We start from the raw sequence: 26,105 nt of genomic DNA on the forward strand, positions 1-26,105 counted from the left end.
TCCCGTGTGCCTGTCGGGCCGCAGCCACGGACCGGTGAGGGCGGAACCGCTGGCTCATGGAAAGCTGGACCAATGCGGATCGAGCGACTGGGAGACGGTGGTCGCGCCGCCGACGTCCTCCGCGCACTGGCTCGGCGGGCCCGGTCGCGGCAGCTTCCACCGCCGGCAGGCCTGATCGGGCGATGGTTCGACACCGCTGCCGTCATCGCACCCAGCGTCCGGGCGGAACCATGCGAACCCGACACCGCGTTCACCCTTCCGCCCTACGTCACACCTGAGGCTCCGGCAGCCGACGGGCCACTCATCGGCGGCGGATGGATCGGCTACCTCGGCTATCCGGACCGGAGGGGCGCACTGCCGACCGCGGCCGGCGGTTGGACCGATTACGTTGTGCGCCTGGACTCGTCGGGATGCTGGTGGTTCGAGAGCCTTCTCGACGAGCCGTGCCCGGTCGATGTCGCGCAGGCGGTGCGCCGCCCGGAGGTCCCCCCGGCGCCGTGGCACATCGACTGGACCGAACCAGACCGGCAGGCGCACCGCCGGGGCGTCGAAGACTGCCTGGACGCGATCGCCCGCGGAGACGTCTACCAGGCGTGCGTGTGCGCACGGTTCCACGGCACTAGTTCCGGTCTACCCGTCGATTTCTTCTCCGACGCGGTCGATCGGACCCGGCCCGCCCGTGCGGCGTTCGTGCAGGGCCGGTGGGGTGCCGTCGCCTCGCTGTCACCGGAACTCTTCCTCTCGCGGCGCGGCCGGACCGTCACGTCGAGCCCCATCAAGGGCACCCTCCCCCTCGACGCGGATCCCGCGCTCCTGCGCAACTCGGTCAAGGATGTCGCCGAGAACGTGATGATCGTCGATCTCGTCCGAAACGACCTGGGAAAGGTCGCGGAACCTGGATCGGTCCGCGTGACCGACCTCTTGCGCGTCAAACCGGCTCCCGGGGTGTGGCATCTGGTCTCCACCGTGGCATCGACGGTTCCGGACTCGGTCGATACCTCGGAACTACTGCAGGCCGCCTTCCCACCGGCGTCCGTCACCGGGTGTCCCAAACACTCTGCTCGACAACTGCTGTCGGCCTGGGAGCCGGACCCGCGCGGTGTCTACTGCGGCACGGTCGGAATGCACAGCCCCGTCGCTGGCCTCGAACTCAACGTCGCTATACGCACCGTCGAGTTCGATGTGAACGGCGACGTGGGACTCGGCGTCGGCGGCGGGATCACGATCGATTCGGATCCCGATGCCGAATGGCAGGAGTGCCTCGACAAGGCGAAGAGCATCGTGACACTCACGTCTTCCCACACGCACGAAGACCTAACTCCGGCATCTCGATGTGCCCGGACCGATCCGGTTCCGGCTCGGACGTAGCGCTGCAGATCCGGGTCGAGACGGCGTCCGCATCAAGTCGCCACGTGCGCAATACACCGTCACCGCCACCGGCGACCACCAGGTCGACCTTCGGTAGGAACGCCACCTGCCACCGACCCTTGCCGATCGTCGTCAACGGTCCGCCGACCGCCTCGCCATTGTCGTCCGCGACGCTCCACAAGCGGACCGAGCCGTCGACAGATCCGCTGACGACACGCGAACCGTCGCTGCTGAACGCGACGCTGTACACGGTGCCGGTGTGCCCGCGCAGAGGCCCCGGACGCTGGGTGAACCCACCGTCGTCGTCGCGATCCCACAGCAGGAGCGTGTGATCGTCACTCGCGGTGACCAGTGTCGAACCGTCGGGGCTGAATGAGAGAGCGTTCACGCCACCCTCGTGCCCGGCGCCGCGCAGCGGGCGCGGGGCGGGAGCGGAAGGGTCGGTGACATCCCACACATGGACGTCATTGTCGTCCGCGCTTGCCGCCACGAGCAGGTCGCCGTCCGGGCTGAACTGCGCGGTCCGCACGAGATTGCCCGGCCCTGTCAGGCTTGGCCCCAAACGGACTGGGGAACCGGGATCCTCGATATTCCACAGCGCGACGCTGAAGTCGTCGTCGCCGATCGCGAGTGTCCGCCCATCGGGGCTGAACGCCATCTCGAACGTGAACCGGGTCTCCGTCGGAATCGGCGGCCCGAACGGCACCGGTCGGTCCGGGTCGTGAACGTCCCACAACCGGACCTGGCCACCCGAGGTCTTTGTGGTCGCGAGGATCCTGCCGTTCGGAGAAAGCACCGCGACGTTCGCACCACCGAAGGGACGCGGAACCTCTATCTCCCCGATCGGCTCCACTTGGCCCCGCTTGTCGATCGACCACAGTCGCACCGCTGCGTCGTACCCGGCGGTCACGAGCAGCGTTCCGTCTCGACTCATCGAGGGCAACGTCATCGCCGCACCGGACACCGGGACAGTGCCGGGTGCCAGTGTCCAGATCCGGACCATCGAATCCTGACCGCCGGTCACGATCGTGGACCCGTCCGGGGAGAATGCGAGCGCGGGCACACCACCACCGTTTCCGGTGAGATCCGGCTTCATCTCACGCAGCGCGCGAGTCGACGGATCGACCGACCACAGTTTCGCGGTCCCGTCCCACGACGCACTCGCCAGCGTCGCCCCATCGGGCGCGAACGCGATGGTCCAGATCCCGCCGGTATGCGCCGAGACGGGTGCACCGATCAGCCGCACCTTGGCAAGGTCGGTGGTGTCGAAGATGCGGATCAGTCCGTCATCGCTACTGGCGGCGAGGCTGCGACCATCGGGACTGAACGCGACCGAGTGCACGACGTCGTCGAAGCCCGACAGCTCACGCCCGATCTGGACCGGGCGCGCGGGGTCGGTGATGTTCCACAACCGGATGGTCCGGTCGTCGCTCGACGTCGCAAGGATCGACTCACCACGGAACGAGACCGTCCGCACCGCGCCGGAATGACCCCGCAGCGTCCAGGTGGGCAACTTGCCGGCGGCAGGGGCGGAGGTATCGAACAGCGTGACGGAGCCGTCGTCGTGGGGAACCGCGAGCGATCGACCCTCGGGGCTGAATCGCACGTTGTGGACCGCGCCGGACGCCGTCCGAACCCCGTCGACGAGCGCTCTCGGTTCCGAAGGGTTGGATATGTCCCAGATCCAGATCTTCCCGTCGCCGCTGCCCGCCGCGAGCAGTCGGCCGTCGTGGCTGAACGACACCGAGGCCATGTACTGTTCGGATCCGCTCAGGTTGCTTCCCACCTGGACGGGGTCGGAGGGATTGGAAAAATCCCACAACCGCACCGTCCGGTCGTCGCTCGCGGTCGCGAGCAGACGCCCGTCTGGCGAAATGGCCACCCCATAGATGGGGCCGGTGTGGCCAGCCAGGGTGCGTGAGATCGGGGTGTTCTCGGTGGCAACCAGCCTGGAGAAGGCGTCGTCACTGCCGGGGCGCATCTGCCAAGCCTCGAGCGACAACTGCGCCGAAGTGGTCGGGTCGCTCTCGCGGAGGGCATCGGCCAGAGCCACGACCTGCTGGAACTGCGCGGTACTGCGCTCGTTCTCGGCACGCGACTTGGCTCCGAGTGCTGCAACACCCATGACGACCGCGATGACGGTCGAGAAGGTGAGAGCCAGCATCACAGTCCGCTCCAGCCACGCCTGCCGGCGAACCTGACGCGCGGACGCGTCGAGGAAGTCGGCGGCCGCGGGCGTCAGCGACCCCGTAACCTCAGGCAGCCAGGACGCGGGGGGTGCCGTGGTGTCGGACTGCTTGGTTGCCTGCTCGGCAATCAGGTCGAGCCGACCGCGTTGGTAGAGCAGGCTGCTACTGCGGTTCGATTCCTCCCAGTGGAGAGCATCAGTCTCGACCTGTTGACGTAGCGCCGAGCACGAGCGGTCTTCCTTGATCCATTGTGCGAGCCGGGGCCAGGCGGCGATCACCGCGTCGTGAATCAACTCGACGTCGTCACCGTCGACCACGAGCACCCTCGCGTTGACGAAGTGGTCGATCACTCGGCGGCCGGCGCCGGTGTCGTCGCCCTCGACGGCAACAAGCTGCGCGAGCGTACGACGGTTCTTCACGTCGGTGCCGGTGTTCGTGACATAAACGAGGCCCACCATCATCGCTCTGGCGAGGGCACGTTCCCGGTCGCCGAGTTGCTCCCACGCACGCTCGGCGGCCGACTTGATGGAGCCTTGCACGCCGCCGGTCTCGCGGTAATCCGCGACCGTCAGCTGGCCACCGTTGCGTCGTTCCCACATCGTGTCGAGAAGGTGGGAAACCAGTGGCAGTACCGTGCTGCTCCCCTCACCGGCGGCGAGCACACCGAGATCGCTGAGGATCAGGTCGACCAGGCCGGCCTCGAGTTTGAGCCCGATCATCCGGGCGGGCTGCGTAATGACCTCGGCGACGTCTTCGCAGCGCAGTGGCGAGACCGTCTTGCTGCGCTGTTCCAGTGCGGACGCGAGCACGGGGAAGGAGAGCGCCTGCGCGTAGAAGTCAGATCGCATGGTCGCGACGACGGAGGCTGTCTCGGAAGGATCATGATCGGGCAGTTCGATCGCGGCGTGATCGAGCACCGTCAAGAACCGCGTTCGCTCCTCCGGGTCGGAACACTGGGTGAAGAGTTCCTCGATCTGGTCGACGACGAGGAGCAGTTGGTTGCCTTTCACCCGGTCCGCCGCGTTGCGCAGAGCTTGCCCGACCTGCTCATGATCGGGCGCTGCGACGCAGTCGCCCAGTTCGGGAACTGCAGCGACGAGCGCGGCAAGCGGGTGTGCCCCGGGCGTGAACACGATGGGCACGAAAGGGGCTTCGTGCTCGTTACCACCGTCGCGACCACGCAGTTCCGGAATCAGCCCCGCCTGTACGAGTGACGACTTGCCGACGCCGGACGCGCCGGTGACCACGACCATGCCTTGGCCTCGAGCCGACAGCACGGTGCTGGCGAGTCTGTCGACGCTGGGCTGTCGTCCGAAGAACAGCCGCGCGTCCTTTTCTCGGTAGGGCGCGAGTCCTCGATAGGGCCGCACGCCCTCGGGAAGCGTCTGGGCGATCGGTTCGGCATTGCCGCCGACTGACCGCGAGGAGGCGACCGCGTTGGCACTTCGCCACCATGCCTCCCACTGCTTCATCGAGAAGAGTCCGTCCGTCGGCGGCGGGCCATCGTGGAGCGAACGGGCAGTCTGGATGAGCGCCAGGAGGACCGGCCGGACGGAGTCGAATGTGGCCGGTACCCGTTTGCCGGACCGCCAGTCACTCACCCGCTGGATCGACGCAGGCTTGTCCCCACCCATCGACCGGTTGAGTGCCGTAGCGTCGGACACGACTTTCTTGAGCGGTGGGCCACCAGCGGTCGCGAATAGCAGCCGCAGTTGGTCGGCGAACAACAAGCGCGCCGACGCACTGTCCTGCTGTGCGTTGGACTGCAGTTCCTTCTCGGACGCCATCGCCCCGTGTTCCTCCTCGATCCCCGTTCCGCGCCGATCCGCGGACCCGGTTTCCGTCTACTCGACACGATGTCCGCGCCCTCCGAGGGCGCGGACATCCGGTCGAGTTCCGCTGCGGAAAAATTCCTCACCGCACGCGAGCTGCGATGATAGCGTCTCGTGCGGACTCTTCGGTTTCGGGCCATGGATGAAACGGGGCAAAGTCGATTTCGAGGCACGACGGCCACGGGTCGGAGCGTGTTTCCGGCCGGGGCTGAAGCAACGAGGGGTAGTCCCAGCCGGAACAGCTTGCGATTTTGGGGCCTGACGTTGCCGTTGGGTGCGGCCCCGCCGATGCGGCCGGCGACTCCGACGAGCGGGCTTCGATTTCGGTCGAGGCTCCTATACGCGGATACGTCGCTCGGCGGGGGGCGGCGGGGCCCCCAATCACACAACCCGGCGACTTCAGTCCCGGCGGGCGGCAAGCACGGTCTCGTACAACTCTCTCTTCGAGACGCCATTGGTTGCGACCTGTGCGCACGCATCCTTGAGTCGGACGCCGTCGGCAACGAGGCCCTCTACCTCCGCGACCAGATCCTCGGGAGCCACCGAGGCCGGTCGTGCGCCCTCGAGGACGACTGTGATCTCCCCTCGGGCACCTCCGACCGCCCAGTCGGCCAACTCGGCAAGGGAGCCGCGGCGGACCTCTTCGTAGGTCTTCGTCAGCTCCCTACAGACAGCTGCACGACGTTCCCCGCCGAGGACGTCCACCGCGTCGGCGAGACAGCCCGCCAAACGGTGTGGCGCCTCGAAGAAGACGCATGCGCGCGACTCGGTCCGCAACGTCTCCAGCCACGCGCGACGCTGCCCCTGCTTCCGCGGAGCAAATCCGTCGAAACAGAACCGCTCGACCGGCAACCCCGACAGCGCCAGCGCCGTCGTGACCGCGGACGGTCCGGGTAAGCACGTCACCGGCAGGTCGTGCTCGACACACGCGGCGACGAGTCGGTAGCCCGGATCGCTCACCGAGGGCATTCCCGCATCGGTGACGAGCAAGACCGTGCGTCCCTGTTCGATGTCCGCGACGAGGGCAGGCAACCGGGTGACCTCGACCTGGTCGTAGAAACTCACGACTCGCCCGGCAACGGTGACCCCCAGCGCGGCCGCGAGTGCCTTGGTTCGGCGGGTGTCCTCCGCTGCGACGACGTCGGCGGATCCGAGTGCGGCGCGCAACCGATCGGAGGCGTCACCGATGTCGCCCATCGGAGTCGCGGCGAGGATGAGACGACCAGCCATGGGTGACAGCCTACGATCGACACGTGACCCAGCTGACGGACGAGCGTCCCGTGCCGTCGTCCGACAGCACCCATTTTGCGAGTCCGGCACCGCTCGCACCCGCCCCCGACTTCGGGCCCACCGACCGCATGCGGGGGTGGGTCGTCACCTTGATCGTGACGACGCTCGCCGCGATCACGCGGTTCGCGATGCTCAACTACCCCACCGACGGCGGAACGCCAGTCTTCGACGAGAAGCACTATGCACCGCAGGCCTGGCAAGTACTCACCGGTGGCGGACTCGAGGACAACCCGGGCTACGGGCTGGTGGTGCATCCCCCAGTCGGCAAGCAGCTGATCGCGATTGGCGAGGCGCTGTTCGGCTACAACGCGTGGGGCTGGCGCTTCGCGTCGGCTGTCGCCGGGACGATCCTGGTGCTGCTCGTGGTCCGGATCGTCAGGCGCCTCAGCCGATCGACCCTGATCGGCGCCATCGCAGGCGTTCTTCTGATCGTCGACGGCGTCACGTTCGTCTCGTCTCGTCTCGGGATGCTCGACATCTTCCTGACACTGTTCGCCGTCGCGGCGCTCGGCTGCCTCGTCGTCGATCGCGATCAGGTACGCGAGCGAATGGCCAAGGTCCGCTCCGAGGGCCGGATCGCAGTCTCGGACCTCGGACCTCGCCTCGGCGTGCGGTGGTGGCGGTTCGGCGCGGGCATCATGCTCGGGCTGGCGGTCGGCACCAAATGGTCCGGCCTGTACTTCATCGCGTTCTTCGGACTGATGTGTGTCGGCTTCGACATCGCCGCGCGCCGCGCGTACGGGGTTCGCCGAGCCTGGGTCGGGACCGCCGTTCGGGACATCGGCCCGTCCTTGTACGCGCTGGTGCTCGTGCCCCTGGTCGTCTACCTCGCGACCTACAGCCCGTGGTTCGCGAGCGAAACCGGTGTGGACCGGCATGCGGTCGGCAACCAGATAGGCACCGGAGGATCGTTCTCGTTCGTTCCTGACGCGCTGCGGTCGCTGTGGTACTACAGCGGCAAGGTGCTCGACTTCCATTCGGGCCTGACGAATTCGGCGGGCAACCACCATCCGTGGGAGTCGAAGCCGTGGACGTGGCCGATGGGGCTGCGCCCCATGCTGTACTACTTCGCCGAAGGCGACCGCGTGTCCGGGTGCGGCGGATCGGACTGCGTCAAAGCAGTGATGCTGATCGGCACCCCCGCGATGTGGTGGCTGGCGGTGCCGGTGCTCGGGTGGGCGCTGTGGCGCACGTTCATCAGCCGCGACTGGCGGTACGCGACGGTGCTCACCGGCTACGCCGCCGCACTCCTGCCCTGGTTCGCGACGCTGGACCGGCAGATGTACTACTTCTACGCGGTCCCGCTGGCCCCCTTCTTCGTGATGGCGATCGCGCTCATCCTTGGCGAGATCCTCGGCAAAGCGAGTGCCTCACCCGAGCGACGTGGCACTGGACTGCTCGCCGTCTGCTTGTACATAGGGCTCGTGGTCGCGAATTTCGTGTGGCTGTTCCCGATCCTCACGGCCCTGCCGATCACTCAACAGATGTGGCAGTGGGAGCTGTGGCTTCCGAGCTGGCGTTGACGGTGGGCGCTCGGCTGTGCCTCGATCATGACGGGGCCTCGATCATGACGGTGCCTCGACCACGACGGGCCTCGATCACGACGGGGAAAGGATGCGGGAGTTCTTGCCGGCGAACGCATCGACGCTGATACGACCGGCTCCCACCCCGGCGATCAGCAGCGACCCGGCGCCGAGTGCAAGCACCAACTCATAGCCGCCATCGCCGACGAAGATGCCGTTGTCGATGTGAACAAACGAGAACGCTCCTAGCATGACCAGGAACAACAGGACGCCCGCGATGCGGGCCGCGAATCCGATCAGCAGCGCGATTCCGCCGACCAACTCGAATGTCGCGGCGATGATCGCGGCAATGTCGGCGAGTGGGACGCTCATGTCCGTGAACATGGCCTGAGTGCCGCTGATGCCCAAGTCGAAGAACTTCTGCCAACCGTGAGCGATGAAGATGACGCCGATTCCGATGCGGCCGAGAAGCAGGGTGACATCACGGAACGCTACCGAGTTCATGAGAGTCCTCCGGATGAGAATGGACACGCGGGGCAGCTGCCCGCTGGAGACTTACGGACTTGAACTTACTGATTCGACCCGCGGATTCTGATTCGACCCGCGGATTCTGATTCGACCCGCGGATTCAGGGCCCCTTGAGCGCGGTCAGGACAAAGGTCGCCGCATCCTCGTCGGAAATCCCCATCCGACGGACCGCCGCGACGTACTCCGTAGCCGCCTGCTGTGCCTTCGCCCGCGTCGGGTCGCCGCACGTTGCGACGAAGGACCCCAGGCGCCCTCGTGTCTCGATCACCCCGAGCTGCTCGAGTTCCCGATACGTTCGGGCCACAGTATTGGGCGCGATGCCCAGGTCGGCGGCCAGTTTGCGCACGGTGGGAATCTTCGTTCCCGCGACCAGCTCCTCACTTCGCACGAGTTCGAGGATGCGTACCCGCAGCTGCTCGAACGGCGGTACACCCGAGTCGTGGTCGATCTCGATCTCCACGGACACCCCTTTCGTCGCAGCCGCCGTAAGAACTCATGGATTCACGGTAACGCGGCCACCGCGTCGTGGACTGGCGTCGTGCCTTCCGTCAGCATCAACGTCCGGCCCACGGCCGCGGGCGCGCGGCTGTCCTCTCCCGACCCGAGGAGGGCCGCGATGACCGCGGCGACGTCGGCCCGCGACACGGTCCCGCGCTCGAGCGGAGGCTCGGTGAGCGTCACCTCATCGGTCGGGTCCTCGTCAGTAAGACCTCCCGGACGCAGGATCGTCCAGTCCAGGCCGTCGCGCTGGCGCAGGTCTTCCTCGGCCGCCGTCTTCGCCTCGAGGTATGCGGCGAACACCTCGTCGATGCCCCCAGGGATCGCCTCCCCGGCACCGAACGAGCTGACCTGCAGGTAACGCCGCACCCCAGCACGCTCGGCGGCTTCCGCGGTCAGCACCGCCGCACCGCGGTCGACTGTGTCCTTGCGAGCGGCACCGCTGCCCGGTCCGGCGCCGGCCGCGAACACCACAGCGTCGGCGCCGTGCAGCAACTCCGCGACCTCGTCGACGGTGGCGTTCTCGAGGTCCACTATCGCCGGATATGCCCCGAGCGCACGCACCGGGCCCTCGTGTTCGGGATTTCGGATCAGCGCCACTGCGCGGTCTCCCGAGGCGGTGAGCAACTTGATCAGGTGCCGGGCGATCTTGCCGTGGCCGCCTGCGATGACGATCCGTCGATCGGTCATGGTGGACTCCTTGGGTTCGGTTCGGCATGACGTACGCGCTCACTGCCCATTGTCCCGTGCACAATGGCTGCATGGCAGGCACTGAGGACACCGCGAAGACCGCAACGATCTACCACAACCCCCGCTGTAGTACTTCGCGGAACACGCTGAAGCTCATCGAGGAAGCCGGCATCGAGGCGACCGTCGTCAAGTACCTCGAGACGCCGCCTTCGCGCGACGGCCTGCGCAAGCTCCTCGACGACGCCGGCCTGCGCCCGAGCGAGGCCATCCGTAAGAAGGAGGCGCTGTACAAAGAACTCGGTCTGGCGACGGCGTCGGAGGACGAGTTGCTCGAAGCGATGGTCGACCACCCGATCCTGATCGAACGGCCGATCGTCGTAACCGATCGCGGCACCGTCCTGGCGCGCCCCTACGAAAAGGTGCGCGAGATCCTCTAGATCGGCGGTCAGGTCAGCGGATCGCGAGCAAGTGGACACGCCATACACCGTGGTCCGCCCCGGCCCGACCCCAGCTCGGATCCGGCGATCCGCAGCACCTCGATGTCGGACGCCTCCATCCGGGCATTCGTCTCGACGTTACGCTCATAGGCCACCACGACACCGGGCGTGAGCGCGAGGGTGTTGTTCCCGTCGTCCCACTGCTCACGTTCGGCGACAACGTGGTCCAGCCCTGTGTCGATCACCTTGAGCTTGTCGATGCCCATCGCGGACGCCGCGGCCTCGAGGAACGGCTCCGGCCCACCAATGGCGACCAGCCCGTCATCGTAGCGAATCGTGTACGCCGACAATGTATCCCGCACCACGGGATACATCACCGCGGTGTCGGAGTCGACCATGGTCAGCACCGTGTCGAGGTGCATCGACGCTCGGCTCTGCTCGATGGGTACCGCAAGCACGGTGTGCGCGAGTTCGTCCTCGAACACACTGCGTGCCAACGCTTCCGCACCCGCCGGCGTGGTACGTTCCCCGACTCCCACGGCGATCACACCGGGTGCCAGTAACAACACGTCTCCACCTTCGACCGGCGCGGTGTGCGACTCGTATGCCCGCCGCGTTCCGCGAAATCGCGGGTGGTGCGCGTAGATCAGATCGGTCAGAGACGCCTCCCGCACCCGCGCCGGGAGTGCTAGCGAGGTGATTGCGACCCGGCCACCGACCCAGAACGACGAGTCCCGCGTGAAGAGCAGATTGGGCAGCGGGTCGATGACGAAGTCGGCACCGTGATGCATCAGACGCACCAACGAGGGTGTCGCGGCGCCGGTGCCGATCGGCAACTCGTCGAACGTCATACCGGCGGTCAGGATCGAGGACAGTTCGACGGCAGGTACACCGCGCAGGTGGGCGGCCAGGTCCTCGGCCAACGCGTGTCCGAGCTTGCGTGGGTCCACAGCGGCCGCGATGCCCTGCATGCGCGCCGCCCCGCTCGTCGTCAGGGTTTCGGTGAGCAGGTCGGCGAGCAGCAGCACCTCTACCCCGTGATCGCGCAGCAGATCGGCGAACGCATCATGCTCGTCCTGGGCGCGATCCACCCAAGGTAGTCCGTCGAACAGAAGTTGATCATTGTTGCGGGGCGTGAGGCGCCTGAGTTCGTCGCCGGGCCGATGCAGCAGCACCGCCCGCAGCGTTCCCACTTCGGTGTCGACGCCCAACGCGGGACGTTCTCGCACGCTCATGGGTAAACGGTAGTCCCGCGCACGACTCTCGGCACCCCGCAATCCAGGACTATCGTCGGGGCTATCGGCACTGGAGGGCCGACGTCGTGGCCATGCAGGAATCGAACGCCAAGGAGCTCACCCCGGCGGAGCTGTCCGACCGCAGCGGAGTGGCGGTCTCGGCGCTGCTCTTCTACGAGCGAGAGGGGCTGATCTCGAGCCGCCGCACAAGCGGCAACCAGCGCCGATACAAGCGGGACATGCTGCGCAGGGTCGCGTTCATACGGGTGTCACAGCGTGTCGGCATCCCGCTCCCCGAGATCCACGACGCGCTCTCGACCCTGCCCGACGGCCACACGCCCACCCTCGACGACTGGGCCCGCCTGTCCAGCCGCTGGCACGCCGACCTCAACCGCCGGATAGAGCAGCTCACGCGGCTGCGCGACCATCTGACCAACTGCATCGGCTGTGGATGTCTCTCCCTCCCCGATTGCGCGCTGGCGAACCCGCACGACGAACTGGGAGAGGCCGGGCCGGGCGCCCGAGACCTTGACGTCGACCTGGACTGAACCTGAAGTGTTGCGGCTGTTGCCGTTCCGTCACGAGGTTCGGTCTCGACCGCCGGCGTGCCGCGGCGCACAGGGACTGCAGTTCACTCCGAGGCCTACAGCAGTTTGCTGAACTGGTCGTTGGCCTTCTGCATCACGAACTCGTACGGCGGGGCGAATTTTCGGGCCCACCAATACCCGAACCGGATGTCCCTGGACGTGTACACCATGAAGCGGTTCTTCTCGATGCCTTCGAGGATGCAATCGGCCACCCTCTCAGGTGTGACGGCGCGCTTCTCGAATCGGCTGGTGAGCTTCACGATCCGCGGATCGGAGCGGTCCACGCCCGCGATCTCGACCGTGCCCACGAGGGGCGTACGAACCCCTCCAGGAACGACGAGGCTCACACCGATGCCATGTCGCTTGAGGTCGAAGCGCAGCACCTCGGACACACCACGCAGTCCGAACTTGCTGGCGCTGTATGCGGCGTGCCAGGGCAGCGCCAGCAGGCCGGCCGCCGATGAGACATTCACCAGATGGCCGCCCCGTCCGGCCGCGATCATGGGGGGCACGAATCGCTCGATGACGTGGATCGGCCCCATCAGGTTCACATCGACCATCGACTTCCAGTGCCGGTGCTCGAGGTTCTCCACGGTGCCCCACGCGGAGATCCCGGCAACGTTCATCACCACGTCGAGACTGCCGAACTGCTCGTGGATCGCGTCCGCGAAGGCGGTGACCGCGTCGAAGTCGGAGATATCGAACGCGCGCGAGAAACTCACCGTGCCGCCCGCGCGGCCGACTGCCGCGACCGTCTCCGCGAGGCCCACCTCGTTGACGTCGGTGAGGAACAGCTCCGCGCCCCGGGCAGCGGCAGCGAGCGCGGTGGCGCGCCCGATACCACTGGCAGCCCCGGTGACCAGACACTTCTTACCGTCGAGCGTTTTGATCGCCATCGCCTGTTGTTCCCCCACCTTCGCCGATCTGATTCGATCCGTGACCGGCAGTGTACGTGCCGCGATCGGTGCCGGGCGATCTTCGGCACCGATCCAAGACGAAGAGCGGAAGCTTCAGAGGCGGTGTGTCATCTCGTCCTGATAGTCGCGGATGGTCTTTTCGATTCCCTCCGCGTCCTCGGGACGCCCGTGGGTGCGGGCTTCATCCGCGCGCTCACGAAGCACTCGAATCGCCCTGCGCAATTCGTTGTCGCTCATTCTGCGGTCCATGGATCCAATATTCCTTACAGACACCGCCATTTTCCAGACCTCCGCGGCGTCACGCGGTCGTCGCCCCACCCCGGAGCCGATCGAGCTATCACAAGGCTATTGGGCATTCAAAGGAATGTTCCACTGTCGCGGGCGGAGTGAGGCGGCGATGAATCGAACAATCGATCAATCACCATTTTCGAGCTACCCTATGGCTATCTCTGGTGCTACTATCGTCGCGATGTCTGACTTCGCCGCGCGGCTCAACAGGCTCTTCGAGAGCGTCCATCCCCCGGGACGGAAGCCACACACGAACGCGGAAGTGGCGAACGCGCTCATCGCAGACGGTCACAAGATCTCGAAGCCGTACATCTCGCAGTTGCGTTCGGGGCAGCGGAGCAACCCCTCCGACGAGACGGTCGCAGCCTTCGCGAAGTTCTTCAAGGTGAAGCCGGCGTACTTCTTCAACGATATCTACGCCGCGAAGGTCGACCACGACCTCGAACTCCTGTCGCAGTTGCAGGGCTACGCGCTACGCAGACTCACGACCCGCGCATTCGACCTGTCCGAGGAGTCACAGTCACTCCTGACCACACTTGCAGAGAAGCTGCGTGCAGCGGAGGGCCTCCCGGAGATTCCGCCAGACGCATCGACCTGAACAGAGGCGGGCGGAAGCACTCCATACCGCGCGACCGAGGCCAGAAAATGACCCCCTCCTACTAGGAGGGGGTCCTCTTGCTGGTGGAGCTGAGGGGAATCGAACCCCTGACCTCTTCGATGCGAACGAAGCGCGCTACCAACTGCGCCACAGCCCCGAGCCGCGGCCCACTAGCGCTGACCGCCCGCAAACTCTAACAGGACACGACCTCGGACAACGAATCCCCTGTTCAGGCTTCACATGCCGACCAAGAGAGCAATGCGAGGTCGCCGGGGTAGCAAGGTCACCGGGGTAGCCGAGAGCTTTGCCGCTCAGGCGTCCGCATCACATGCCGGACGCGCGCCGCATCGCGTCGCCGTACTCGTCGTCTACGGCATACTCCTCGTACTCGTCGGTCTCCTCGAAGTACTCGAGATGTTCGAAGGCTGGATCTCCGTCGTCGACCTCGAGTACCACGGCGCCGGGACGACGCAGTCGCGAAGGCACAAGGCGCAATTCCTCATCGGAGTCCGATTCCACGCCGAGGCGTGAGCGGGCCAGGCGAGCTGTCCGGCGGCGGCGGATCTCCTGCTCCAGATTGACCTGGCGCCGCAGATAGGTCAGGTAGCCGACGAGGCCGCAGCCAAAGGCCGTGAAGGCCCACCAGATCGCGGGGCTCAGAGCGATCGCCAGCGCTGCTGCGAGAATCGCGGCGAACACCAGTCCGAGGACTGCTCGCTGCCGGAACTGGTACCGCGCCACACTCGCGATCGCGTCGGCCTCGGGGTCGAATCCGCCGCGTCCGCGCCGGGTCGGTACGTAGTCCCACGCGGCGCCGCGCTCACGGTCGTCCGCGACGTTCATCATCTCGGAATCCATCCCCTCGGAATCGGTGTGAACGTCCATTCGGTCCTCCGCGTGTATGCCGTACATGTCGTCACCGTCGATGTCATCGCTGTGACTGGTAGGTCCGTAGTGCCAGTTCGCACCCCAGCGATGTCCGATAGCCAGACCTCGCGCGGGACGCTCGCCACCACCCTGGAACAGCACTCGAGTTGCGAGCGCCGCATCCGTCGTCTGGCGGATGCGGGGCCGCTTGTTGACAAGCATCGGAACCAGGACGAACAGCCAGACGGCGACCAGCGCGATCCAGATGATCGAGGAACTCGGCATACCCGGCGACCCCCTCTCATTCGTCGACCAGCACTGATGGCGCCAAGGCCCTGTTCAGGGTAGTGGCATCGACCCACTCATTGTCGCAGGCGCGCCGACTCAAATTTCGCAGGAGTCACACCCGTCACTCAACCATCTTCTCGGGAAATAGGGAGATCGCGGTCTCGAGTTCCGGTGCGCCGGCCACTGGCCGCCGGGGCAGCAAATCCGGCAACACGCTCCAGAGGGAGGTAACGGACAGAGGTAACTCGAAATTGTGCACTTTCGTCATCGAATTCCGCGCAACATGTAGCCGAAATCATACGAATCAGTGACAAAGAATGGATACTGAACCGGACGAAAGCCACTCGGCAGCCGTCCCGACTATGGCCGAGGTCGGCGCCTGCCGGCCGAAACTCAAGACAAGGAATTCCCATGCACGTGAATCACCGGTCTTCTCTCCGCCGTAGGCTCGCCCGTTCCGGCACCGCCGTCATCGCAGGGGCCGCGGCGGTGATGCTGACCGTTTCCGTCGGCTCCGCCGGCGCCGCAATCACCTATCAGCCAGACAGCTTCGCCCAACTCACAACCATCGACGGCTGGGAACTGAATCTCCTGCAGACCGGACAGTCCATCAACAGTGTTCCGCCGCTGTCGGGTGTCCCCACCTCACGTGACATGTTCGCGACCCAGCGCGCCCTCGCGACCGTCGGCGGGGAAGGCAGAGTCCCGTACACCGGCGGCGTGCTCGAGGTCGGCTATCAGATCGGCTACCAGGTGGACTTCGCCGGCGCCATTCTCGAAGCCGGCGCCGGAGTGACACCAGCCGCGGCCGTCGAAGTCGGAAGCCTCGGCTTCGACATCCTCGACCCGCTCCTCGGCCTCGGCGAGGCGGCGGTCGAGTTCGCCATCGAGACCCCGATCGAAGGTGCCATCGTGGTGGAGGTCCTCCCCGGCGAGATCGCGACCGTCGCGGTGCAGCGGAAGGAATGCGCGTACACCCAGTGCGCGATCACGCTACGTGACATCCACCTCGATCTCGACGGCGCCCTCGGGTTGGTGTCCGTGCGCTCGTACGCACTGTTCACCTCCACGACGGACATCTCGGACGACGTCCTCATGAGCTACGGGCCCGCGATCGTCGTTTGACAGTCATCATGTGACATGGGCCAACGGCCCCGCCGGGTAGGGACACCGGCGGGGCCGTTTCCGCGCCGGGGACTACGCCCAGCTGGCGCGTCCGGCGCGGACCAGTCGATCGGACACTGAACCGGGCACTTCCTCGACAGTCATCGCCACCAGCACGTGATCCCGCCACTTACCGTCGACGTCGAGGTATCGCCGCAACAGGCCTTCCTCGCGGAAACCGACGTGCTGCAGGACCGCGCGGCTCGCGACGTTCTCGGGCCGCACGGTGGCCTCGACCCGATGCAGACCCATCGGACCGAAACTGTGGTCCAGGCCGAGGGCGAGCGCCGCCGTTGCGACTCCCTGGCCGCTCACCGCTTGGTCGACCCAGTAGCCGATCCAGGCCGAGAACAATGCCCCGCGGACAATGTTTCCGACCGTGATCTGGCCGCGGAAGGAGCCATCGACATCGATAGCCATCGGCAGCATCCGCCCCCGGCGTGCCTCCGCTCGCAGGCTCGAGCACAGTCCGGGCCACGCCGTGACGTGGTGCCGGTCCGCCCACGACGCCTGCCCAGTCGGTTCCCACGGCTCGAGGTGCTCCCGATTCTCGATCCGCAGCCTGCTCCACACACCAGCATCCCGTAATCGAATGGGACGCAGGGTCACTCGGCCGGCCCGAACCCGCAGCGGACCGACCCGGGCCGGCCAACCCGGATGAACGGACATCTTCCGCTCAGCCCCGCTGTGCAAGGAAGGCGACTTCAACCTCTTCTCCGGCACGAATCTCGGTAACCTCCGGCTCCAAGTGAACCAGACAGTTGGCCTCCGCCAACGTCGCCAGCAGGTGCGACGAGGCGCCAGGCGCTCCACCGAGCGCCTGCACCAGATATCCGCCCGTCTCTTCGTCCCGCATGAGCTGACCGCGCAGGAATCCCTTCCGGTTCGCGATGGAGGTGATCGGAGCCACCGCGCGGGCGGTGACGATCCTCCGCATCGGCTGACGACGGCCCAGCGCGATCCGGATGATCGGTCTCACCATGACCTCGAAAACCACGAGCGCGCTCACCGGGTTCGACGGCAACAGGAAGGTGGGCACCTCGTCGTGGCCGAGCAGACCGAATCCTTGCACCGAACCCGGGTGCATGGCCACACGATCGACCGTGAGGTCGCCGAGGCCGGACAATGCCTCACGGACCTCGTCGGAGGCTCCTCCGCCGACTGCACCGGCGATCACCACGATCTCCGAGCGGACCAGCTGGCCCTCGACGACCTCCCGTAGATGCCGGGGATCCATCATCGCGATACCGACCCGGTTGACGTCGGCTCCGGCGTCGCGAGCGGCGGCCGCTAGCGCGTAAGAATTGACGTCGTAGACCTGGCCCGGTCCCGGTGTGCGGTGGATGTCGACGAGTTCACCCCCGACCGAGATGACCGACAGGCGTGGACGCGGGTGCACGAGCACCTTGTCCCGGCCGACCGCCGCCAGCAGTCCCACCTGGGCTGCACCGATGATCGTGCCCGCCCGCACCGCGACGTCGCCGGGCTGTACGTCGTCGCCGGCGCGGCGAACGTAGTCGCCGGAACGGACCGGCTTGTAGACCTTGATGCGGGCATGCCCGCCGTCGGTGCGGTCCATCGGTAGCACCGCGTCCGCCAGCGTCGGCAGTGGAGCGCCCGTGTTGACCCGCACGGCCTGACGCGGTTGCAACCGGATCGGCCGCCGCGAGCCCGCCGCCACCTCCCCGACAACGGGGAGGGTGAGTTCGGCGGGCTCACCATCGTCTCCACGGATGTCGGTGCCCGCGGAGAGGACGTCGACGCTGCGCACCGCGTAACCGTCGATAGCGGCCTGGTCGAAGCTGGGTAGTGGCCTCTCGGTCACCACTTCTTCGGCGCACAACAATCCTTGGGCCTCGGAGATCGCAACCCGGACTGGCCGGGGCGCCACCGCGGCAGCTGTCACTCGCGATTGCTGCTCCTCAACCGAGCGCATGTGGTACCTCGTCCTCCCCACCCCGTCCACCCGACCCTGTGCTACCGGAATGTCACTCGCCAGACGGCTGGTTCAGACGATCGATCAGCCACTCGCGCAGAGACGGGCCGTACTCCTCGCTGTCCAACGCAAAGTCAACCGCAGCACGTAGGTAGCCGCCGGGATTTCCCAGATCGTGTCGGGATCCGCGGTGCACGACGACGTGAACCGGGTGGCCCTCCTCGATCAGCAGCGCGATGGCGTCGGTGAGCTGCAACTCACCGCCGGCGCCCGGTGCGATCCGGCGCAGCGCGTCGAAGATGGCTCGATCGAGTAGATACCGGCCTGCCGCCGCATACGTAGACGGCGCGTCCTCCATCGCGGGCTTCTCCACCATGCCCGTGACCTTGAGGACGTCCGGGTTGGTCGCGTCCGGCACGGTCTCGACCTCGAAGACGCCGTAGGCGCTGACCTGTTCCTTGGGTACGTCGATCGCGCACAGGACCGTGCCACCACGCTTGGCCCGGACCCGACCCATCGTCTCGAGCACGCCACGCGGCATCACCAGGTCGTCCGGCAGCAGGACAGCGATCGCGTCCTCGTCATCGTCGAGCACGGACTCGGCACACCCGACGGCATGCCCGAGTCCGAGGGGCTGCTCCTGGACGACGGATTCGACCTCGAGCAATCCCGGAGCCTTCCGCACCTTCTCGAGCAAATGGTGTTTCCCACTGGCCTCGAGCTTGCTCTCCAAGACGAGGTCCTCGACGAAGTGCGCGACCACACCGTCCTTGCCAGGCGATGTCACGATGACGAGACGATTCGCTCCGGAGTCGGCTGCCTCTCCCGCCACCAGTTCGATCCCCGGTGTGTCGACTACCGGGAGCAACTCTTTCGGAACGGTCTTCGTTGCAGGCAGGAACCGTGTTCCCATTCCCGCAGCGGGAACGACCGCCGTCCGAAAGTACCTGTTGTCATTGGTGACGGCATTTGTCATAACTCAACACCCTATCCACCAGGCCCCGGAGCCGGTGGAGCGAACCTAAGGTGACGATCATGATATTGCCCTCCAAGGAGGAATGGCGGACGCACGTGCTCAACGAGCGTCACGAGCTCGACGGGAGCGTCCGCGCAGCCGAGACCACGGCCCTGGTCTCTTCGATCACATCGGCGGTCGCCGAGCTGGCCGACGTCGGCAGCAACCGAACCGTGTGCGCGTACGTCCCCGTCGGCTCGGAACCCGGCTCGGTGGAGATGCTCGCTGCGCTCCGCGACGCCGGATGGCGGGTGCTGGTACCCGTCACCAGAGAACCGGGGCCGCTGGAGTGGGCGGAATTCACCGGCTCACACGATCTGGTCCGGGCACGCTACGGACTGCGTGAGCCGAGCGGACCGGTGTTGCCTTCGAGCGAGGTCGGAGCCGCGTCGGTGGTGTTCGTTCCCGCTCTGGCTGTCGACGAACACGGGGTCCGGCTCGGCCGCGGTGCCGGCTTCTACGATCGCACCCTGGGACTGGCCGCACCGGACGCCGCGCTCGTGGCCGTGGTCCGGGACAGCGAACTGGTCATGTCCTTACCGGCCGACCCGCACGATGTGGCGATGACTCACGCTCTGACGCCGGAGCGGGGATTGGTACCCCTGCCAGTTGGCAACTCCGGGGAGGCCAGCGCGTCGCCGGAATAGCCGACTGACTCGCGCTGTTGGCACTGTCGACTGTAGAGTGCCGACACCTGCCGTTCGACTACACAATGAGCTACACCTGCGGAGGACACCTGTGCCCACCTACTCCTACGCCTGCACCGAGTGCGACAACCGGTTCGACATTGTGCAGTCTTTCACTGACGACACGCTGACCGCCTGCCCGGAGTGCTCCGGCAAACTCCGCAAACTGTTCAATTCGGTCGGCATCGTCTTCAAGGGCAGTGGCTTCTACCGCACCGACAGTCGTGGCGGATCGAGCACCGCAAGCGAGTCGGCCAAGGCGAGCGACTCCACTGCGAGCAAGGCGAGCGACTCACCTGCGAGCACCTCCACATCGCCCTCCGGCGCGTCGTCCAGCTCACCCACCGCTGCCGCCGGCTAGACCCCGCCAGCGCGGTTCTCCACAGCCCGCCGTTCGTCCACATGCGGGATCCGAACACCGGTTAGGGCGGGTTCCGGTCCCGCTCCCGGGCCTATGGTTCCGTCATGCCCCGCGATGTGTTCCGTCGGCGTGACGCCGGATCCCTGGCGCCGACCCTCGGTGGCCGCATTGGAAGATTGGTGCGCCCGGACTGGGCTCGGGCGGACACCGTTCGAAGAGTTGCCGCCGGACTCCTCGCGTTCCTGGCGCTTGTCATGCTGATACGCGACGGCCGTAGGGAGACCGGAGAACCCGTCGTCGTCGCGGCGCGCGATCTCACGCCAGGCCACATTCTCGGTGCCGAGGACGTCCGGACCGTCAACCGTGCACTCACCGAGGTTCCCGGCGGCGCAACGCGGAATCAGGAGGAAGCCGTCGGACGCACCGTGGCCTCCCCGGTCCGCAGTGGCGAGATCCTCACCGACGTCCGGCTGCTCGGCCCCCGTCTAGCCGAGGCGGCCGTCGGGTCCTCCGACGCCCGTGTCGTGCCCGTCCGGCTGTCGGACTCCGGTCTCGCCGAGTTGATCCGCGAAGGCGATCGCGTGGACGTCCTAACTGTCGGCAGGGCCCGAGACGTCGACGCGCAGCCGGCAGGGGCCACCGTTCTAGCCTCCGCTGCGACGGTAGTGCTGGTGGCGCCCGAGCACCCGTCGACGGGCCGTCGGGACCGGGTCGTGATGCTCGCGCTCCCGGCGCCCGCGGCGAGCGCAGTTGCGGCGGCGTCGTTGACCGACGCGATCACCGTGACACTGCACTAGTGCCGACATCCGCCACCAGCCCAGCCGTGTGCGTGAAAACCAATCCGTGCGCGTGAACCAAACGATGCCGAACTCAACCGTGATGCGGTGGCACCTGGCGCCGCAGCCATTCGTCCTGTCCACCATCCGACACCGGCACGCCGTCGGGGGAACTCTCATCCGAGGTCTGCTCCGGCAGGATCGCCCCGAAGACGGCATCCAGGCGCGCCCGGTCGATGCGGGGCCGACCGGACGACGGAGACCGCCGAGCCTCCGTCGTCGCGCCGGGTCCGTTCTCCTCCGGCGGCATGCTTGCCGCCTCAGTCCTCGATGCTCGACAGTTGCCCGATGACGTGGCTCGCCAACGGATTGAGCGTGGCCATCCCGTCTCGCACCGCCGCTCGCGACGACGCGAGGTTCACCACCAGGGTGCTGCCCGAGATCCCGGCGAGGCCGCGTGAGATGACCGCGTCGACGGCGCCGCTGGCGAGGCCGGACGACCGAAGTGCCTCGCTGATACCAGGCAGTTCCCGATCGAGTACGTCCGCAGTGGCATCGGGCGTAACGTCGCGCGGTGAGACACCGGTACCGCCGACCGAGATCACCAAATCGACGCCACCGATCACCGCCGTGTTGAGCGCGTTGCGGATCTCCACCTCGTCAGCGGCCACCGCGACAGTCGCGTCGACCAGGAATCCGGCTTCGGTCAGTAGTTCGGTCACGAGCGGGCCGGTCGAGTCGACGTCGCCGTGCGCGGTCCGATCGTCGACGATTACCACGAGCGCACGTCCGACCAGCGGTGCTTCGAGTTCCATGGCCCCTACCGTAGTGGCCACGTCCGCGGCTGCACCCGCCACCGTCGGAACCTGCTGAAGAATACTGCGCAACATCATCCGCTGTCCGTCCTTCATCAGCGGCCGCCCTGGGGCTGTGAGGCGAGCTGAACGTCGACCGTCTTCATGTCGCCAGACCGATCCTTGTAGGCCACTGTCACCGTGTCACCGGGCGCGTGCGACCGGATAGCCGCGATGAGGGAATCACCGGTCGTCACGACCCGATCATCGACTTTCGTGACGACGGCTCCCGGCGGAATGCCGGCCTTCTCCGCTGGGCCGCCCGGGGTGACGTCCAGCACGACCGCACCATCCGAATCGGTGCCCCTCGCAGACACCTGAACTCCGATGATCGGCTGTGTCGCGGTGCCGGTCTTGGAGAGCTCGTCTGCTATCCGGCGGGCCTGGTCGACCGGAATGGCGAAGCCGAGGCCGATCGAACCGCCCTGACCGCCAGCCGTGGCGATCGCGGTGTTGACGCCGATGAGCTGGCCGTCCATGTTGACGAGGGCACCACCCGAGTTGCCAGGGTTGATCGCGGCGTCGGTCTGGATCGCGTCGATGACCGTGTTTTGGTTGCCGGCCTCACCACTGGTCGAAACCGGCCGGTCAACTGCCGAGATGATGCCCGAGGTGACGGTCCCGGCCAGACCGAGCGGCGAGCCGACGGCGAGCACCTGCTCACCGACCGCGACGCTGTCGGACGACCCCAGCTCGATGGGAGTCAGGCCGGACTTGCCGTCCGCCTTGATCACCGCGATGTCCGACGTCGGATCTGCTCCCACCAGCGTGGCGGGAGCGGTCGTGCCGTCGGAGAAGGCGACCACGAGCTGGCTGCCGGGTCCACCGCCGGAGACGACGTGATTGTTGGTCATGATCAGACCGTCGGAGGAGAGGACGACACCCGACCCCTCACCCTGGCCGCGGCTCCCGGAGACCTGAATCTGGACGACACTCGGGACGACCTTCGCGGCAACCGCCTCGATGGAGTCCGCGGGCGCGGTGGATGCATTGCTCATGGGGGGCTTGGGGGCCTCCAGTGCGTTCGTCACCGGCGCGGTGCTCACGTTGTTCGACGTAGCCAGCGAACCGACCACTCCGCCGATGCCGCCGCTCAGCACTGCCAGGGCGATCGCACCGGCGACCAGCGCTGTCCTGCCCACCCGACGCGGTTCGTCGTCGGCGGCCGCACCGGCCGTCGGGAGCACTCCCGTCGTACCGACACCGGGGAACTGTTCGGTGGGCTGGTGCTCGGACCGGTACCCATGTTGCGGGTAGCCCTGACCCGGCGCACCCGGGTACCCCTGGTTCTGCGGCTGGTAGGCGCCGCCCGGCTGCCACGGGTTCTGAGGCCCGAACTGGTGCCCCGAGCCCAGATAAGGAGTTCCATGCTGTGGGCTGCCATGCTGTGGGCTCCCGGGCTGTGGGCTGCCGTGCTGCTGCGAGTTGTCCTGCTGCGGGGCACCCTGGTCGGGGTCACCGTGCGGGTTACGGTCGTCGGTCATTGCACCACCTTCTGTCATGACCGCCTGTGTAGGGCTCTGGTCCGGTCGTCGACTTCAGATTGCCTGTCGCAGCTGAGAAGCCCCTGAGACCCTGCTTCCAGTTTCCCGTGCCCTCGCTTCGGATTCCACCCGCACCGTTCACAGGTGCCCGAAACACCCTGCTCAGCGGGCTTGGTCGGTGTCCGGTTCGCCCGGCAGGACGATCCGGATGAGTGCACCGCCACGCTCGGACGTCTCGACGGCGATCGTGCCACCGTGCTTGACGACGACCTGCCGGACAATGGCCAGACCCAAACCCGATCCGGGCATCGAACGGGACGCGGTGGACCGATAGAAGCGCTCGAAGACGAGTTCACGCTCCTCGGGCGGGATCCCGGGACCGGCATCGTCGACAGTCAGTTCGAGCAGGCGGTCACCTACCTGCCGCATCCTCACGTCGACCCGCTCGCCCGACGGACTCCACTTCGCGGCGTTGTCGAGGACGTTCAGCACTGCACGGGAGAGTCCGCCCTGGTCGCCGTAGATGTACCAGGGGGTGGTCACCGCCTCGAAGTCGATCTCGTTTCGGCGCCGCCGCGCCTTCTCGAGTGACCGGTCCACTACGTCGCTGAGATCGACGAGCTCGAAGACTGTCTCCGGCGCGTCCTCGCGGGCGAGATCAACGAGATCACCAACGAGCGTGGACAACTCCTCGATCTGAGCGATGACATCGGAACGGAGATCTACCATGTCCTGGTCCGGAATGGTCGGCGCCCCAGGACGACTCGAAGCGATCAGCAGTTCCATGTTGGTACGCAGCGACGTGAGCGGGGTTCGTAACTCGTGCCCGGCATCGGCTACCAACCGACCCTGCCGTGCCCGAGACTCCGCGAGCGCTCGGAGCATCGTATTGAAACTTGTTGTCAGACGGGCTAGTTCGTCGTTGCCGGTGACGGGTATGGGCGTGAGGTCGTCGGTACGAGCCACGCGTTCCGTAGCCGCGGTCAGTCGTGCGATCGGTCTCAAACCGGTACGTCCTACCGTGGTTCCGGCAGCCGCCGCCAGTACGACGCCGCATCCGCCGACGACGAACAGCACCCACGCGAGACGGTCGAGGACGTCCTTGGTGGGCTGGAGTCGCTGCGCGATCACCAGTGTGCTGCCGTCTCGGGTTCGCTCGGCCAAGACCCGGTTCCCCCCGACGGTCCGCAACGACAGGTCGCGTTGGCCACCGGCGACCGCGAGCTCAGGTGGACCGATCGGGACGACGGAACCCGGCGGGACGTACTTGTTCAGATCCGAGAAGATAAGCGCAACACTGATATCGCTCGTGTAGAGCGTCGCACCCGCGATGTACCGTGGGTCGAAGGTGATGAGGTCGTTGTCGACGATCGCCGCGGCCCTCGACTGCAGCTGTTTGTCGACGTCGGCGTAGAGCGCACGCGATACGACCGCATAAGCGGCGACGGCCATTACTGCGACGGCGATGGCCACAACCGTCGCCGCGAGGAGCGTAACCCTCCACCGCAGCGACACCGATCGCGTCAACGGCATCGGCGGGCGCATCTCCTGCCGGTTCGGCGGCATCGGGCCGATCGGCTTGCCCCGCCCTTTCGGACGGCCGGCACCCGCGCTGCCGAATGGGGCGGTCATCACGGCGGTGTCTCCCGCAGGACGTAGCCGACTCCGCGCACCGTGTGGATCAACCGGGACTCACCATCGGACTCGGTCTTGCGCCGGAGGTACCCGACGTACACCTCGAGCGCGTTGCCCGACGTCGGGAAGTCGTAGCCCCACACCTCTTCGAGGATCCGGCTGCGCGAGAGCACTCGGCGCGGGTTTGCCATCAACATCTCCAGGAGCGCGAACTCGGTGCGGGTGAGGCTGATCGACCGGCCGTCACGAGTCACCTCGCGCGTTACGGGGTCGAGGGTCAGGTCCTCGAATCGCATCGTCTCCGAGTCATCTCCCACGGTGGGGGCCGCGCGCCGAAGCAGCGCCCGCAACCGGGCCAACAGTTCTTCGAGGGCGAACGGCTTGGGCAGGTAGTCGTCGGCACCTGCGTCGAGGCCGGCCACCCGTTCGGAGACGGAATCACGGGCCGTGAGAACGAGGATTGGCAAGTCATCGCCCGTGCTCCGGAGCCGTCGGCACACCTCGAGCCCATCGAGGCGAGGCATCATGACGTCGAGCACGAGAGCGTCGGGGCGTGACCCGGCGACCTTTTCCAGCGCTTCGACACCGTCGACGGCGAGATCGATCGTGTAGCCGTTGAAGCTCAAGGACCGCCGCAGCGACTCTCGGACCGCCCGGTCGTCGTCGACCACTAAAACGCGCATACCGACATTTTGGCCTGAACTGCTGAGATCCCGCTGAGAGGTCACGGTGAAGCAGACGGCGTGTCGGCTCGGTCGACGCTATCCGGGGACCCGGCAGGCTCCAGTTCCTCCGCGTCGAAGCGTCCGCTGACCCCGACCGGGGCTCCCGCCACGGCGAGCGCCACAGTGCCTCCAGCACAGCACGGACCCGCCGCCCCCGATCACAGGCGCGTCGGATCGATCACGCCGAGCCGGATGCCGCGCACCAGTCGGCGGGGGACGCGAAACGCCTGGCCACCGACGGTAACGGTCACTAGGTCCGGCACGGACGCCTTCCACTGCGCGCGGCGGCTGCGAGTGTTGGCGCGAGACATGCGCCGCTTGGGTACCGCCATTG

The 26,105-nt window shown here is 66.8% G+C and carries 27 protein-coding genes and 1 tRNA gene; 9 read left to right on the forward strand and 19 right to left on the reverse strand.

Annotated features, from left to right (window positions below; all coding sequences use genetic code 11):
* The first annotated feature begins 72 nt into the window (after positions 1 to 72).
* Entirely contained in the window at positions 73 to 1,368 is a 1,296-nt protein-coding gene (locus tag EGT50_RS09320) for an aminodeoxychorismate synthase component I (protein WP_127953367.1), read from the forward strand.
* Here the strand turns inward: EGT50_RS09320 and EGT50_RS09325 are convergent.
* Both EGT50_RS09325 and rsmI read right to left on the reverse strand, forming a co-directional pair.
* Positions 1,289 to 5,344, reverse strand: a complete 4,056-nt coding sequence (locus EGT50_RS09325) for an nSTAND1 domain-containing NTPase (RefSeq protein WP_127953371.1) — start codon at positions 5,342 to 5,344, stop codon at positions 1,289 to 1,291. The two genes, EGT50_RS09320 and EGT50_RS09325, sit on opposite strands and share 80 nt — an antisense overlap.
* 444 nt (positions 5,345 to 5,788) lie before the next feature.
* Positions 5,789 to 6,619 carry a 16S rRNA (cytidine(1402)-2'-O)-methyltransferase gene (gene rsmI / locus EGT50_RS09330; protein WP_127953374.1) on the reverse strand — a complete coding sequence of 277 codons (831 nt, stop codon included), beginning with the start codon at positions 6,617 to 6,619 and terminating at the stop codon, positions 5,789 to 5,791.
* A 23-nt stretch (positions 6,620 to 6,642) separates the two neighbouring features.
* On the opposite strand from rsmI, the gene EGT50_RS09335 reads away from it, so the two are divergent.
* Positions 6,643 to 8,202: a dolichyl-phosphate-mannose--protein mannosyltransferase gene (locus EGT50_RS09335; RefSeq protein ID WP_408014622.1), complete on the forward strand. Its 1,560-nt coding sequence runs from the start codon at positions 6,643 to 6,645 to the stop codon at positions 8,200 to 8,202.
* Between the two features lie 75 nt (positions 8,203 to 8,277).
* Here the strand turns inward: EGT50_RS09335 and EGT50_RS09340 are convergent, their stop codons facing one another.
* The 3 genes from EGT50_RS09340 to EGT50_RS09350 form a co-directional block, all read right to left on the reverse strand.
* The gene (locus tag EGT50_RS09340; protein WP_127953376.1) at positions 8,278 to 8,706 is read right to left on the reverse strand and encodes a DoxX family protein; all 429 of its coding nucleotides are present in this window, start codon (positions 8,704 to 8,706) and stop codon (positions 8,278 to 8,280) included.
* A 124-nt stretch (positions 8,707 to 8,830) separates the two neighbouring features.
* The gene (locus tag EGT50_RS09345) at positions 8,831 to 9,190 is read right to left on the reverse strand and encodes a GntR family transcriptional regulator (protein WP_127945402.1); all 360 of its coding nucleotides are present in this window, start codon (positions 9,188 to 9,190) and stop codon (positions 8,831 to 8,833) included.
* Between the two features lie 41 nt (positions 9,191 to 9,231).
* Positions 9,232 to 9,918: an NAD(P)-binding oxidoreductase gene (locus tag EGT50_RS09350; protein WP_127953379.1), complete on the reverse strand. Its 687-nt coding sequence runs from the start codon at positions 9,916 to 9,918 to the stop codon at positions 9,232 to 9,234.
* Between the two features lie 71 nt (positions 9,919 to 9,989).
* Here EGT50_RS09350 and arsC point away from each other — a divergent pair, with 71 nt between their 5' ends.
* Positions 9,990 to 10,355 (forward strand): arsenate reductase (glutaredoxin), encoded by a 366-nt coding sequence (arsC, locus tag EGT50_RS09355; RefSeq protein ID WP_127953382.1) that lies wholly within the window; start codon positions 9,990 to 9,992, stop codon positions 10,353 to 10,355.
* Positions 10,356 to 10,363: 8 nt separating this feature from the next.
* Here the strand turns inward: arsC and EGT50_RS09360 are convergent, their stop codons facing one another.
* A complete protein-coding gene (locus EGT50_RS09360) occupies positions 10,364 to 11,590 on the reverse strand; it encodes an arginine deiminase (RefSeq protein ID WP_164873372.1) in 1,227 nt (408 codons plus the stop codon).
* A 92-nt stretch (positions 11,591 to 11,682) separates the two neighbouring features.
* Here EGT50_RS09360 and soxR point away from each other — a divergent pair, with 92 nt between their 5' ends.
* The gene (soxR, locus tag EGT50_RS09365; protein WP_127953938.1) at positions 11,683 to 12,138 is read left to right on the forward strand and encodes a redox-sensitive transcriptional activator SoxR; all 456 of its coding nucleotides are present in this window, start codon (positions 11,683 to 11,685) and stop codon (positions 12,136 to 12,138) included.
* A 95-nt stretch (positions 12,139 to 12,233) separates the two neighbouring features.
* On the opposite strand, the gene EGT50_RS09370 is transcribed toward soxR, so the two are convergent.
* Positions 12,234 to 13,073, reverse strand: a complete 840-nt coding sequence (locus EGT50_RS09370) for an SDR family oxidoreductase (RefSeq protein WP_127953385.1) — start codon at positions 13,071 to 13,073, stop codon at positions 12,234 to 12,236.
* 114 nt (positions 13,074 to 13,187) lie between these two features.
* The gene (locus EGT50_RS17000) at positions 13,188 to 13,331 is read right to left on the reverse strand and encodes a hypothetical protein (RefSeq protein WP_164873360.1); all 144 of its coding nucleotides are present in this window, start codon (positions 13,329 to 13,331) and stop codon (positions 13,188 to 13,190) included.
* Between the two features lie 232 nt (positions 13,332 to 13,563).
* On the opposite strand from EGT50_RS17000, the gene EGT50_RS09375 reads away from it, so the two are divergent.
* Positions 13,564 to 13,980, forward strand: coding sequence for a helix-turn-helix domain-containing protein (locus EGT50_RS09375; RefSeq protein WP_127953388.1), 417 nt, complete (start codon positions 13,564 to 13,566; stop codon positions 13,978 to 13,980).
* 81 nt (positions 13,981 to 14,061) lie between these two features.
* On the opposite strand, the gene EGT50_RS09380 is transcribed toward EGT50_RS09375, so the two are convergent.
* Both EGT50_RS09380 and sepX read right to left on the reverse strand, forming a co-directional pair.
* Positions 14,062 to 14,137 (reverse strand) — tRNA-Ala (locus EGT50_RS09380).
* Between the two features lie 167 nt (positions 14,138 to 14,304).
* Positions 14,305 to 15,132: a divisome protein SepX/GlpR gene (gene sepX, locus EGT50_RS09385; RefSeq protein ID WP_127953391.1), complete on the reverse strand. Its 828-nt coding sequence runs from the start codon at positions 15,130 to 15,132 to the stop codon at positions 14,305 to 14,307.
* Between the two features lie 414 nt (positions 15,133 to 15,546).
* Between sepX and EGT50_RS09390 the strand changes: the two genes are divergently transcribed.
* Positions 15,547 to 16,260: an MspA family porin gene (locus tag EGT50_RS09390; RefSeq protein WP_127953394.1), complete on the forward strand. Its 714-nt coding sequence runs from the start codon at positions 15,547 to 15,549 to the stop codon at positions 16,258 to 16,260.
* Between the two features lie 72 nt (positions 16,261 to 16,332).
* Here EGT50_RS09390 and EGT50_RS09395 read toward each other — a convergent pair whose 3' ends face one another.
* Genes EGT50_RS09395 through EGT50_RS09405 form a run of 3 tightly spaced genes read right to left on the reverse strand, consistent with a single transcriptional unit; the run spans position 16,333 to position 19,211 of the window.
* The gene (locus EGT50_RS09395) at positions 16,333 to 16,968 is read right to left on the reverse strand and encodes a GNAT family N-acetyltransferase (protein WP_127953397.1); all 636 of its coding nucleotides are present in this window, start codon (positions 16,966 to 16,968) and stop codon (positions 16,333 to 16,335) included.
* 7 nt (positions 16,969 to 16,975) lie between these two features.
* Positions 16,976 to 18,235: a molybdotransferase-like divisome protein Glp gene (gene glp / locus EGT50_RS09400; RefSeq protein WP_127953400.1), complete on the reverse strand. Its 1,260-nt coding sequence runs from the start codon at positions 18,233 to 18,235 to the stop codon at positions 16,976 to 16,978.
* 52 nt (positions 18,236 to 18,287) lie between these two features.
* On the reverse strand, positions 18,288 to 19,211 hold the full coding sequence (locus EGT50_RS09405) for a UTP--glucose-1-phosphate uridylyltransferase (RefSeq protein WP_127953404.1): 924 nt from the start codon (positions 19,209 to 19,211) through the stop codon (positions 18,288 to 18,290).
* 59 nt (positions 19,212 to 19,270) lie between these two features.
* Between EGT50_RS09405 and EGT50_RS09410 the strand changes: the two genes are divergently transcribed.
* From EGT50_RS09410 to EGT50_RS09420, 3 genes are all read left to right on the forward strand, one after another.
* Positions 19,271 to 19,897, forward strand: a complete 627-nt coding sequence (locus EGT50_RS09410; protein ID WP_127953941.1) for a 5-formyltetrahydrofolate cyclo-ligase — start codon at positions 19,271 to 19,273, stop codon at positions 19,895 to 19,897.
* 91 nt (positions 19,898 to 19,988) lie between these two features.
* A complete protein-coding gene (locus EGT50_RS09415; protein ID WP_127953406.1) occupies positions 19,989 to 20,297 on the forward strand; it encodes an FmdB family zinc ribbon protein in 309 nt (102 codons plus the stop codon).
* Between the two features lie 104 nt (positions 20,298 to 20,401).
* Complete coding sequence (locus EGT50_RS09420) at positions 20,402 to 21,094, forward strand: SAF domain-containing protein (RefSeq protein ID WP_127953409.1); 693 nt, start codon at positions 20,402 to 20,404, stop codon at positions 21,092 to 21,094.
* A gap of 73 nt (positions 21,095 to 21,167) precedes the next feature.
* Here the strand turns inward: EGT50_RS09420 and EGT50_RS09425 are convergent, their stop codons facing one another.
* The 6 genes from EGT50_RS09425 to rpmF all read right to left on the reverse strand — a co-directional run bounded on the left by EGT50_RS09425 (position 21,168) and on the right by rpmF (position 26,103).
* Complete coding sequence (locus EGT50_RS09425) at positions 21,168 to 21,383, reverse strand: hypothetical protein (RefSeq protein ID WP_127953412.1); 216 nt, start codon at positions 21,381 to 21,383, stop codon at positions 21,168 to 21,170.
* Between the two features lie 10 nt (positions 21,384 to 21,393).
* On the reverse strand, positions 21,394 to 21,888 hold the full coding sequence (locus EGT50_RS09430) for a MogA/MoaB family molybdenum cofactor biosynthesis protein (RefSeq protein ID WP_235870661.1): 495 nt from the start codon (positions 21,886 to 21,888) through the stop codon (positions 21,394 to 21,396).
* Between the two features lie 95 nt (positions 21,889 to 21,983).
* Positions 21,984 to 23,411 (reverse strand): trypsin-like peptidase domain-containing protein, encoded by a 1,428-nt coding sequence (locus tag EGT50_RS09435; RefSeq protein ID WP_127953415.1) that lies wholly within the window; start codon positions 23,409 to 23,411, stop codon positions 21,984 to 21,986.
* A 162-nt stretch (positions 23,412 to 23,573) separates the two neighbouring features.
* Complete coding sequence (locus tag EGT50_RS09440) at positions 23,574 to 25,043, reverse strand: ATP-binding protein (RefSeq protein WP_408014623.1); 1,470 nt, start codon at positions 25,041 to 25,043, stop codon at positions 23,574 to 23,576.
* Positions 25,043 to 25,729, reverse strand: a complete 687-nt coding sequence (locus tag EGT50_RS09445; protein WP_127953418.1) for a response regulator transcription factor — start codon at positions 25,727 to 25,729, stop codon at positions 25,043 to 25,045. Before EGT50_RS09445 ends, EGT50_RS09440 begins: the two co-directional genes overlap by 1 nt.
* A gap of 200 nt (positions 25,730 to 25,929) precedes the next feature.
* A complete protein-coding gene (rpmF, locus tag EGT50_RS09450; protein ID WP_127953420.1) occupies positions 25,930 to 26,103 on the reverse strand; it encodes a 50S ribosomal protein L32 in 174 nt (57 codons plus the stop codon).
* Positions 26,104 to 26,105: the final 2 nt, after the last annotated feature.

Source organism: Rhodococcus xishaensis, assembly GCF_004011825.1.
In the GTDB taxonomy this organism is placed as follows: domain Bacteria; phylum Actinomycetota; class Actinomycetes; order Mycobacteriales; family Mycobacteriaceae; genus Prescottella; species Prescottella xishaensis.